The organism is Pseudomonas sp. 39004 (assembly GCF_028682155.1).
In the GTDB taxonomy this organism is placed as follows: Bacteria; Pseudomonadota; Gammaproteobacteria; order Pseudomonadales; family Pseudomonadaceae; genus Aquipseudomonas; species Aquipseudomonas capeferrum.
The window spans coordinates 1-9,929 of sequence record NZ_JANIAG010000191.1; the positions used below are offsets into that span (position 1 = coordinate 1).

General features: G+C 62.1%; 12 protein-coding genes. 5 read left to right on the top strand and 7 right to left on the bottom strand.

What is annotated here, in order from left to right; genetic code table 11:
- Both NP534_RS26915 and ptrR read right to left on the bottom strand, forming a co-directional pair.
- The coding region (locus NP534_RS26915; RefSeq protein WP_443201095.1) for a PA1414 family protein at nt 1–56 on the bottom strand (56 nt) is incomplete at its 3' end.
- Nucleotides 57–181: 125 nt separating this feature from the next.
- Complete coding sequence (gene ptrR / locus NP534_RS23300; protein ID WP_033699637.1) at nt 182–1,075, bottom strand: putrescine utilization regulator PtrR; 894 nt, start codon at nt 1,073–1,075, stop codon at nt 182–184.
- A 105-nt stretch (nt 1,076–1,180) separates the two neighbouring features.
- On the opposite strand from ptrR, the gene NP534_RS23305 reads away from it, so the two are divergent.
- The gene (locus NP534_RS23305; protein ID WP_274100253.1) at nt 1,181–2,362 is read left to right on the top strand and encodes an MFS transporter; all 1,182 of its coding nucleotides are present in this window, start codon (nt 1,181–1,183) and stop codon (nt 2,360–2,362) included.
- 9 nt (nt 2,363–2,371) lie between these two features.
- Here NP534_RS23305 and NP534_RS23310 read toward each other — a convergent pair whose 3' ends face one another.
- Nucleotides 2,372–3,298, bottom strand: a complete 927-nt coding sequence (locus NP534_RS23310) for a DMT family transporter (RefSeq protein ID WP_186663941.1) — start codon at nt 3,296–3,298, stop codon at nt 2,372–2,374.
- Between the two features lie 106 nt (nt 3,299–3,404).
- Nucleotides 3,405–3,800 carry a transcriptional regulator gene (locus tag NP534_RS23315; RefSeq protein WP_033699644.1) on the bottom strand — a complete coding sequence of 132 codons (396 nt, stop codon included), beginning with the start codon at nt 3,798–3,800 and terminating at the stop codon, nt 3,405–3,407.
- 127 nt (nt 3,801–3,927) lie between these two features.
- On the opposite strand from NP534_RS23315, the gene NP534_RS23320 reads away from it, so the two are divergent.
- From NP534_RS23320 to NP534_RS23330, 3 genes are all read left to right on the top strand, one after another.
- Nucleotides 3,928–4,197 carry a type II toxin-antitoxin system RelE/ParE family toxin gene (locus NP534_RS23320; RefSeq protein ID WP_274100254.1) on the top strand — a complete coding sequence of 90 codons (270 nt, stop codon included), beginning with the start codon at nt 3,928–3,930 and terminating at the stop codon, nt 4,195–4,197.
- Between the two features lie 25 nt (nt 4,198–4,222).
- Complete coding sequence (locus NP534_RS23325; RefSeq protein WP_095063760.1) at nt 4,223–4,516, top strand: addiction module antidote protein; 294 nt, start codon at nt 4,223–4,225, stop codon at nt 4,514–4,516.
- A 112-nt stretch (nt 4,517–4,628) separates the two neighbouring features.
- Nucleotides 4,629–4,901, top strand: coding sequence for a hypothetical protein (locus tag NP534_RS23330; protein WP_033699650.1), 273 nt, complete (start codon nt 4,629–4,631; stop codon nt 4,899–4,901).
- Nucleotides 4,902–4,955: 54 nt separating this feature from the next.
- Here NP534_RS23330 and NP534_RS23335 read toward each other — a convergent pair whose 3' ends face one another.
- A complete protein-coding gene (locus NP534_RS23335) occupies nt 4,956–6,317 on the bottom strand; it encodes a DEAD/DEAH box helicase (protein ID WP_274100255.1) in 1,362 nt (453 codons plus the stop codon).
- 104 nt (nt 6,318–6,421) lie between these two features.
- Here NP534_RS23335 and NP534_RS23340 point away from each other — a divergent pair, with 104 nt between their 5' ends.
- The gene (locus tag NP534_RS23340; protein WP_274100256.1) at nt 6,422–7,723 is read left to right on the top strand and encodes a mechanosensitive ion channel family protein; all 1,302 of its coding nucleotides are present in this window, start codon (nt 6,422–6,424) and stop codon (nt 7,721–7,723) included.
- 59 nt (nt 7,724–7,782) lie between these two features.
- Here the strand turns inward: NP534_RS23340 and NP534_RS23345 are convergent, their stop codons facing one another.
- Together NP534_RS23345 and NP534_RS23350 are read right to left on the bottom strand one after the other, a co-directional pair.
- Nucleotides 7,783–8,718: an AEC family transporter gene (locus tag NP534_RS23345; RefSeq protein WP_274100257.1), complete on the bottom strand. Its 936-nt coding sequence runs from the start codon at nt 8,716–8,718 to the stop codon at nt 7,783–7,785.
- A gap of 10 nt (nt 8,719–8,728) precedes the next feature.
- Entirely contained in the window at nt 8,729–9,604 is an 876-nt protein-coding gene (locus tag NP534_RS23350; protein WP_274100258.1) for a carboxylate/amino acid/amine transporter, read from the bottom strand.
- Nucleotides 9,605–9,929: the final 325 nt, after the last annotated feature.

Here is a 9,929-nt window from a genome sequence, read left to right on the forward strand (position 1 = left end):
ATCAGCCCCAGTGCGACAGCCAAGTCGTGGAGCCAGTTGAACAGTGGTTTCTTCATAGTGCCCCCTTTGACGGGTCAGCCTCACGGTCAATCAATCCAGTCATGTTTCATACAGATCATAGCCCGATGTCCTGTATTGCGCATGTATCTGTTCCTAGAGATAGGGGCCATTTTGACGCGGATCAAGGGGAAACGCCGCATTCCGACGACTGGCTAATCGTTTCGCTTTGTTGCAGATCGATCCACGCCTGCAAATTCGCCCCTCGCATCCCCTGGCGCCACATCAACCAAGTCACCGCCTGATCAAACGGCGCCTGCAGGCGATGAACCCGCACCCGGTCACGCCCTGGCAGGCTGTCGAGCATGGACTGCGCCATCATCGCCACGCCGGCGCCGGCGATGACGCAGGCCAGCATGCTCTGGTAGGACTCGATCTCCATCACCCGCCCCATCGGCGTATGCGCGTGGGCATACCAGGCTTCAAGGCGCATGCGGTACGAGCAGCCCTGGCGGAAGGTGAACACCGCCTTGCCTGCCACGTCTTTTGCCGTGTGCACGGGCGGGTGCTCAGGGCTGGTGATCAACACCAGTTGCTCTTCGCACAGTGGCACGCCATCCAGCCCGGCCAGGCTCGGCGGGCCATCCACCAGGGCCGCGTCCAGGCCATGGCTGAGCAAACCCTCGAACAACTCGCCGCTGGGCGCCGCGCGCACCTGCAGGTTCACCGCCGGGTACGCCTGGTGGTAACGCGCCAACAAGGCCGGCAGGTGGGTCGCTGCAGTGCTGTACATGGTGCCCAGCACAAACTCCCCGGCCGGCTGGCCACCCTGCACGGCCGCCATCGCCTCGTCACGCAGGGCCGACAGGCGATTGGCGTAGTCCAGCAACACCTTGCCCGCAGGTGACAGCTGCAGGCGCTGGCGCTCGCGCAAAAACAGCTCGACGCCCAGTTGGTCTTCGAGCTGGCGCAGGCGCGTCGACAGGTTCGAGGGCACTCGATGCAAGCGCTCGGCGGCGCGGGTCACCGAGCCTTCCTCGGCAACCGCCTGGAAGATGCGCAGTTGGCTGAACTCCATACCATTCTCCAAAACAGAACAACTTCATCATCATTATTCAATTTTATTGAAGATAAAAGCCCCTTAACCTGCCAGCCATCGCTTACCCCGTGCAGGAGTCCTTCCATGTCACCGCTCATACAACTGCTGGCCAGCGCCGTGGCGCTGATGATGGCCATGGGCATAGGCCGCTTTGCCCTGACCCCGCAACTGCCGCAATTGATCGCTGAAGGCCAGTTCGACCTCACGGCCGCCGGGTTGGTCGCAGCAGCCAATTACCTGGGCTACTTCCTGGGTGCAGTGGATGCCATGTTCGCCCGCACCCCTGTCCAGGTGCGCCTGCGCCTGCATGGCGGGCTGTGGCTGTGCGTGCTGTTGACCCTGGCCTCTGGGGCCGCCGATGGCTTCTGGAGCCACCTGCTGCTGCGTTTCGGCACTGGCGTGGCCAGCGCCTGGGTACTGGTGATGATCACCAGCCTCAGCCAGCAGGTCGCCAATGCACACCAGCGCCAGCGCCTGGGCGCGCTGGTGTTCGCAGGGCCCGGGGTGGGTATCGCCGTTAGCGGACTGTTGGCGCTGGGTGCGCATGTGCTGGGGCTGGGATCGGCTGCGCTCTGGCTGATCTATGCCACCGCCGCGCTGCTAATGCTGCTGGCAGTAAGGCCTTGGTTGCCACGGCCGCAGGCGCCGGCAGTGATCCCGGCCACTGTGCAGCCAGGTACAAGGCACGGTGCCGGTATTGGGCGCCTTGGGCTGGTATATGCCTTGTACGGCGTCGGTTACATCCTGCCGGCCACCTTCTTGTCACAGATGGCCAACCAGCAGTTTCAGGGACAATGGCTGGCCGACCTGTTCTGGCCTGCGTTTGGCGTGGCGGCAGCGCTGGGCGTGGTGCTGGTGAGCCTGCGCCGGGGCGGCCGGACCTCTGCCTGGCTGACCGCCACCCTATGGCTGCAAGGGCTGGGCGTGCTGGCTTGCTTGTGGGGCGGCGGCCTTGGCCTGGCCTTGGGCGTGGTGCTGTGCGGTGCGCCGTTCCTGGCCTGCATGCAGCTGGTGATGCAGCGTTCGCGGGAGCTGGCGCCGCAGGCGACGCAGCGTAATGCCGGGCTGCTTACTGCGTGCTTTGCGCTCGGGCAACTGAGCGGGCCGTTGCTGGCGGCCGTCAGCAACCACTACACGGGGAGTTTGCAGCCCGCATTGCTGCTGGCCGCCAGTGGTCTGGCAGTGGCCGGGCTGCTGGTGCTGGCTGGCGCCCAAGCCCATCGCACCTGCCCTGCCCAACACTCGGCGGATGCGCGCTCGGTGTAGGTGCAACCATCACCCCACCCACTTACGCAATTGCTGCTTTACCCAGGGCTCGGCACTCACCAGCACCACCCCAAGCAAAACCATCACTGCGCCGAGTACGAAGTTCACGCTCAGTGGCTCATCCAGCAGCAGCACTCCGAACGTCACGCCGAACAACGGCGTGATGAACGAAAACACAGCCAGGTTCGACGCCAGGTATTTGCGCAATAGCCAGAACCAGGTCAGATAGCTGACAAACGACACCACGATCCCTTGGAACAGCACACTGCCAATGGCCAACGGCGTCAGCGACACCGCCCCGATCTGGCCACTGAGCAAGGCAATCAGCAGCAACCCGGCAAAACCGACGGCCAGCTGATAGAACAAGGTCAAGGTCGCTGGCGCTTCCGACAATCGCGAACAGCGCACCACCACCGTCGTCGCGCCCCAGGCCAACCCTGCCACGACGCCGAAGGCATCGCCCAGCAAGGTGCGGCTGTCCATCTGCTCGAACGACATACCGCCGGCAAATGCCGTGGCGATCCCCCCGAACGCCAGCAAGATCCCCAACCACTGCAGCAGGCGCAGCCGCTCGCTGGGCAGCATGAAGTGCAGGCCCAAGGCAGTAAACACGGGTGCCGTATACAGGAACACAGACATGTGCGCTGCCGACGTCAGCTTCAGCCCCTCGGCGATGAACAGAAACTCCACGCCGAACAGCCCGCCGGCCAACAACCCGGCGCGCCAGGTAGTGCCCACCTGCTCCCAACCACCGCGCCAGCAGATCATCAGGCCCACCAGCACTGCAGCGATGCAGTTACGCAGGGCGGCCTGCATCACCGGTGCGATGTCGACGGCGGCCGTCTTGATCAGCACCTGCTGGCAGCCCCAGATCAGGCACAGCCCCAGCATGACCTGGAAAGCAAAGGCGTCGGGGTTCTTCCGGGCCGCGCTCATGAGCGGGCCTTAGGGGTAGTCAATGGCATGGGCGTCAACTCGGCAGTCATCAAGAATTACCGATTATCGGTTTTCCTTGGCCACCCGTGCCACCCTCAAAACGACCTCAAGCAATCTGCGCCTTGGAGGACACCTGCTCAAAGGTTGCCTCATCCAGCGCGTCTTCCTGCTCTTCAAGCACTTGGCGGGGGTGCTCGAAGCCAGGGATGCTGCTGTCGATCAGGCTCAACAGGCGTGATCCGCGCTCGGTAAGGACAAAGTTTTCACCGTTGCCACCGTCTTCTGCGGGCCGGGTTTCGATGAAGCCGCGCTCGAACAGCAGCTTTTCATACTCGCAAGCGCGGGTCTTCAGGTGGTCAAGGTCGCCAACTGGCTGGCCTTTGGCGGCCAACGCTGCGGCGTGCTGCTCGGCATAGGGGCGTGGCGTGAAGCTGTGACCGGCGCTGTTCTGGGCTTCATGCAGCAAGCGCTCGATCAGGTCCCAGTCGTAGGTGATGCTCATGGCGGCAGGCTCCTGCTGTGGACGGAAGGGGTACACAGGGTGGACCTGTCGACAGTGAGCCATGTTCAGAAAAAACAGAAACCATTTGATGCGTTGCTCCGTGTGATTTATAAACTACATTCGCCCAATGAAGAAAATCGAATCCAGCAGTTTCAGGCATTGGGTGCATGGACTCCGGGACGACACGGCGCGTATCCGGATTATTGCTCGTATCAACCGCTTGATGGAGGGCCTGCCTGGCGACGTTTCAGCAGTTGGCCATGGTGTAAGTGAATTGAGAATTCACTATGGGCCGGGCTACCGCGTGTACTTTCACCAATCAGGCGATACGTTGGTAATTCTGCTCTGCGGCGGGCACAAAAGCAGCCAACGGCGGGACATCAAAGCGGCTCACTAAATCCTGCGCTCCTGGAGGATGCAACATGACTGAAACATTTTTTGACTTCGATGCGGCTGATTACCTGACCACCCCGCAAGCCATCGCGCAGTTCATGTCCGATGCGCTTGAAACGGGCGATGCCAGCTACGTGGCCAAGGCCGTTGGTGTGGTAGCACGTGCCAAAGGCATGAGCGAATTGGCGAAAGAGACGGGTTTGTCACGTGAACAACTTTATCGCTCGTTCAGCGAGCACGGTAATCCGACGTTGAAGTCGTTTCTTGCCGTCATGAAGGCGCTGGGAATAGACATGACCGCCAAACCTCATCTTGCCCACTGACAACATCAGTTGTACTGCAGGTACGGATTGCAGAGCCCGCCGGTCGCTGAAGCTGAACTTCGATGCATCGACTGCCCTCCATCACGCATAGCCAACGCGAGAGGTAAGAAGGATGAAACCGCTGCTAAGCATTGCCTGCGCCACCGCCCTGCTCTGCGCCCTACCCGCCTGGGCCTGCACACCGGAAGAGGCCACGCAGAAGCGTGAAGAACTGGCCGGCCTGGTCAGCCAGCTCACTGAGCAGAACCCGCAGAAGGCCAAGGAAATCAATGATGAGCTCCAAGGGATGGAGCTGGGGACGGCGAGCAAGGACTTGCCCGACAAATGCCAGTTGATCGATACACGGATCAAGGAACTGAAGACAGCGGAGAAAAAAGCTGACTGATGCGAGGTGTGAAGCCCCTATCGCCGGCAAGCCGACGATAGGGCACAAGTCGATTTACTCAGCTGCAGGCTGACGCTTTCTCAGCGGAGCCATGCCGTCGGAACTGGCCAGTGGCGCGTTGGCCTTTGGCTTGGCGGTTGGCTTGCGCTTGGCGGTAGCCTTCTTGTCACCCGACTTCTTCTCGACCTTTTTCTTCTTGGTCCCGGCAGCCTTGCCCGAGGCCTTGACCTTTTTCGGCCCGTTGTAGGTACCTTTGACTTCCTTGATAACCCGGCGCTCGAACTGCTGCTTGAGGTAGCGTTCGATGCTCGACATCAAGTTCCAGTCGTTGTGGGTGATCAACGAGATGGCCAGGCCTTCGCCCCCGGCACGGCCGGTACGGCCAATGCGGTGCACGTACTCGTCGCCACTGCGCGGCATGTCGAAGTTGATCACCAGGTCCAGGCCGTCGATGTCCAGGCCACGGGCCGCCACGTCGGTCGCCACCAGCACCTTGGAGCTGCCCTGCTTGAAGCGGTCGATGGCCAGCTTGCGGTCTTTCTGGTCCTTTTCACCGTGCAGTACGAAGACCTTGACGTCCTTGGCCACCAGGTGACCATAGATGCGGTCTGCCAGGGCACGGGTGTTGGTGAAGATGATCGCCTTCTGGTAGGTCTCGTTTTCGAGCAACCACTGGACGATCTTCTCTTTGTGCTGGTCGTGGTCAGCCATGATGATCTGCTGACGCGTGCCCTCGGCCAGTTGCGAGACGCTGTTGAGCATCAGGTGCTCAGGGTCTTTCAACACCTTGCCGATGATGTCGCGCAATGCCGCGCCACCGGTGGTGGCGGAGAACAGCAGGGTCTGCTCGCGGTTCTCGCACTCCTTGCACAGGCGCTCCATGTCTTCGGCAAAGCCCATGTCGAGCATGCGGTCGGCTTCGTCGAGGATCATCACCTTGACATGGGACAGGTCCAGGTTGCCGGCATTGAGCTGTTCGAGCAGACGGCCCGGGGTGCCGATCAGCACGTCCGGCACCTTGCGCAGCATGGCGGCCTGTTCCTTGAAATCTTCACCGCCGGTGACCAGGCCAGCCTTGATGTAGGTGAACTGGGAGAACAGCTGCACCTGCTTGAGGGTCTGCTGCGCCAGCTCGCGCGTAGGCAGCAGGATCAGCGCGCGGATTTCCACGCGTGGGCCGCTCAGGTCGACCAGGCGGTTGAGCATCGGCAGGACGAATGCCGCGGTCTTGCCGCTGCCGGTCTGCGCGGTCACACGCAAGTCACGCCCTTGCAGGGCCAGGGGGATGGCCGCTGCCTGCACCGGGGTCGGCTCGACAAATTTAAGCTCGGCCACGGCTTTAAGCAGGCGTTCGTGCAGGGCGAATTGGGAAAACACGGAGGTAACCTCAGGCAAGTGCGGGAAATTCAGTTGCATAGGGTAACGTTTTCTGCCGCCATAGCCGAATTTCTTTTGGCAACTTTATCGGCTTCCGCGCTCTAATGGCGCTTCGTTTGGCAATACAGACCGCTCACAACCCCATGGATATCCAACGAATCTGGCGTGACTCCCTCGACCTCTGGGGCACCCTCGACCAACATCCCATGCTCCACGCCGCCATCGGCCTGGCCGTCCTGCTGCTGATTTCACTGGTGGTCGGCCGCCTGGCGCGTTTCCTGATGCTGCACGGCACCCGCCTGCTGGCACGCCAACAGGCGCTGAAATGGCTGGATGACCTGCGCCACAATAAAGTCCTGCACCGGTTGGCCCAGACCACACCGTCGCTGGTGCTGCAGTTTGGCCTGAAACTGGTGCCGGAGTTGTCCGACACGGCGCAGCACTTCCTCGGCAACGTCGCCCTGGCCTTCACCCTGCTGTTCATGACCATGGCCCTGTCGTGCCTGCTCGATGCCCTGCTCGACATCTACGCCCGCACCGAGCACGCCCGCACCCGCTCGATCAAGGGCTATGTGCAACTGGCCAAGATGATGCTGTGGATTTTTGCCTCCATCGTCATCGTCGCCACCCTGATCGACCGCTCGCCATTGCTGCTGCTGTCGGGCCTGGGTGCCATGTCGGCGGTGCTGCTGTTGGTCTACAAGGACACGCTGCTGTCGTTCGTGGCCAGCGTGCAACTGACCAGCAACGACATGCTGCATGTGGGTGACTGGATCGAAATGCCCCAGGTGGGCGCCGACGGTGACGTGGTGGACATCACCTTGCATACAGTGAAGGTGCAGAACTTCGACAAGACCATCGTCTCGATCCCGACCTGGCGCTTGATGAGCGAGTCGTTCCGCAACTACCGCGGCATGCAGCAGTCGGGTGGCCGGCGCATCAAGCGCAGCCTGTTCATCGACGCCGCGGGTGTGCGCTTCCTCACCCGCGAAGAGGAGCAGCGCCTCACCCAGGTGCGCCTGCTGGGCGACTACCTGGCCAGCAAGCGCCAGGAACTGCAAACCTGGAACGAAGCCCTGGGGCCGGTGGCCGAGCTGTCCGCCAACCGGCGCAAGCTGACCAACATCGGCACCTTCCGCGCCTTTGCCCTGGCTTACCTGAAGAACCACCCCAACGTGCATCAAGGCATGACCTGCATGGTTCGCCAGATGCAGACCACCGCCGAAGGCGTGCCGCTGGAGATCTACTGCTTCACCACGACCACGGTGTGGGCGGACTATGAGCGGATCCAGGGGGATATCTTCGATTACCTGTTGGCGGTGTTGCCGGAGTTCGGGTTGAGCTTGTACCAGCAGCCTAGTGGGAATGACATGCGGGCGGGGTTGGCGGGGCGACTGTCGGCTGAACCTGTGCCGCATCGTCTGGAAGACCTGAGCGAGGCTTGAGATTGCTGGGGGCCGCGTTGCGGCCCATCGCAGGCAAGCCAGCGCCTACACGATACGCGCTACCCGGCATAACCCAGCAGGTACAGCAACCCGGTCAAGGTCAGCAACGATGCCACCGTGGACAACAGGATAGTCCGCGATATCAACCCCGCCTCCCGGTTGTAGTACTCCGCCAGCATGAACGGCCCGGTGCCCGTCGGCAGTGCGCTCAGCAGCACCGCCGACGCTGCCCACAAGGTCGGCAGGCTGAACACCTTGAACGCCAGCACCCAGGTCAACGCCGGTTGCCCGACCAGTTTCAGCCCCACCAACGGCCACGGGCTGGCTTGCCCCATGCCCCGTTTCTCGGCCAGGAACGCCCCCAGTGAAATCAGCGCGCACGGGGTGGTCGCCAGCGCCAGCATGTCGAGAAAATGCAGCACCGGCTCCGCCAGGCCCAAACCAGAAACCGCCCAAGCCGCCCCGGCGATCGGCGAAATGACCAACGGGTTCTTGGCCAGCGCCTTGCTCACCACCCACATGGCGCGCCCCACCTGCCGTTCTTCCTGCAGGCCGATTTCAATCAACATCACTGAAATCGCGAACACCAGGCAGACCACGATCAGCGATGAAATCAACGCCGGCTGCAAACCCGCCTGACCAAACAGCAGCACGCACAAGGGGATACCGATGTAGCCGGTGTTGGCATACCCCGCGCTGAGCCCATCGATGCTCGAGGCCACCAGGCCATGGCCGCTGTACAAGCGCCAAACCAGCGTGACGACGAACATCCCCAGCGCCCCGGCACCGAACGCGACGATGAAGCCCGGCTGCCAGATCTCGCTCCAGGTAGCGGTGGCGGTGACCTTGAACAGCAAGGCCGGCAGGCACAGCCAGACCACCATGCGATTGATTTCGGCCGCTGCCTTGTCACCCAGCTTGTTGGTCTTGCGGCACAGGAAGCCGACCAGGATCAGGGCAAAAATCGGCGCGACGATGGTGAAGATGGTATGCATGCGGGTTCATTCACGCCTTGTTGCCAAGCGGTACCTGAGCACGGCTGCCCAACCGGCTCAGCCACACCGACGCCAGAATCACCGCACCGCCGATGAACAGCCGCCCTAGCGGCTCGTGCTGGTTCCAGATCAACAGGTTGAGCAACAGCCCCACCGGCACATGCAGGTTGTTCATCACCGCCAGTGTCGCCCCGGAGACCAGGCACGCGCCCTTGTTCCACCAGTACAGGCCCAACGCAGTAGGGCACAGCCCGAGGAACAACAGCACCAGCCATTGCACATCAGTGCTCGGCAAGTGCTGGGCATTGCCGAACAACACGAACGCCGGCAACACCACGATCAAGGCCCCCAGGTAGAAGTAGCCGAAGCGCGTGTAGTGCGGCAGGTCGCTGGGGTTTCGGGCGACCAGATGGCGGTACAGCACCTGGCCCGCGGCATAGGTGAAGTTGGCCAGCTGCAGCAGCAGGAAGCCGATGAAGAACTCGCCGCTGATGCTGTCAAAGCGGATCACCGCGGCCCCGGCCACCGCCACCAGCGCCGCGAGCAACGCCCATGGGTTGAAACGCCGGTTCAAGGCGTCCTCGATCAAGGTGACGTGCAACGGCGTGAGAATGGTGAACAACAGCACTTCCGGCACGGTGAGCACGCGAAAGCTCAGGTACAGGCACACATAGGTGATGCCGTACTGCAGCGCGCCGATCAGCAGCATCGAGCGCATGAAGCGCGGCTCGACCTGGCGCCAGCGGGTCAGCGGCAGAAACACCAGGCCCGCCAGCAGCACCCGCGCGAGCACGGCAAAGTAGCTGTCGACATGCCCGGCCAGGTACTCGCCGATCAAGCTGAAGGAAAACGCCTGGATCAGCGCGACGATAATCAGGTAGCCCATGGTTGCCTCTCGTGGATCAAGGCGGCGACCTTAGCGGGTTGCGGCCGCTGTGTTCAACCATGAGGAATGTAGGGATGGCAGCGCACGCGACCGTTCCGGTCCTAAAAGCAGACCGCCTTGGCCACGGCAAAATAGGTTCTTCACAGAATGTTGGGGAAGTGGGGCTGCTATGCGCTTGTCGGGAGATAGGGTGATGGCGGCTAGCTGCCTGTCTTGGATTTGGAGGTGGGGCGGAAATCGAGCGCCGCCCGCGCGGCGCATCGCGACGCAAGGCCGCTCCTACATTTGTTTCGGGCCAATTATGCCTGAGGTATTGGCGCGCGGC

Coding starts and splice junctions, on each gene's coding strand:
- NP534_RS23305 (WP_274100253.1), top strand. CDS start 1,181: ATGTCACCGCTCATACAACTGCTGGCCAGCGCCGTGGCGCTGATGATG.
- NP534_RS23340 (WP_274100256.1), top strand. CDS start 6,422: ATGGATATCCAACGAATCTGGCGTGACTCCCTCGACCTCTGGGGCACC.
- NP534_RS23330 (WP_033699650.1), top strand. CDS start 4,629: ATGAAACCGCTGCTAAGCATTGCCTGCGCCACCGCCCTGCTCTGCGCC.
- NP534_RS23350 (WP_274100258.1), bottom strand. CDS start 9,604: ATGGGCTACCTGATTATCGTCGCGCTGATCCAGGCGTTTTCCTTCAGC.
- NP534_RS23325 (WP_095063760.1), top strand. CDS start 4,223: ATGACTGAAACATTTTTTGACTTCGATGCGGCTGATTACCTGACCACC.
- NP534_RS23345 (WP_274100257.1), bottom strand. CDS start 8,718: ATGCATACCATCTTCACCATCGTCGCGCCGATTTTTGCCCTGATCCTG.
- NP534_RS23310 (WP_186663941.1), bottom strand. CDS start 3,298: ATGAGCGCGGCCCGGAAGAACCCCGACGCCTTTGCTTTCCAGGTCATG.
- NP534_RS23335 (WP_274100255.1), bottom strand. CDS start 6,317: ATGCAACTGAATTTCCCGCACTTGCCTGAGGTTACCTCCGTGTTTTCC.
- NP534_RS23320 (WP_274100254.1), top strand. CDS start 3,928: ATGAAGAAAATCGAATCCAGCAGTTTCAGGCATTGGGTGCATGGACTC.
- NP534_RS23315 (WP_033699644.1), bottom strand. CDS start 3,800: ATGAGCATCACCTACGACTGGGACCTGATCGAGCGCTTGCTGCATGAA.
- ptrR (WP_033699637.1), bottom strand. CDS start 1,075: ATGGAGTTCAGCCAACTGCGCATCTTCCAGGCGGTTGCCGAGGAAGGC.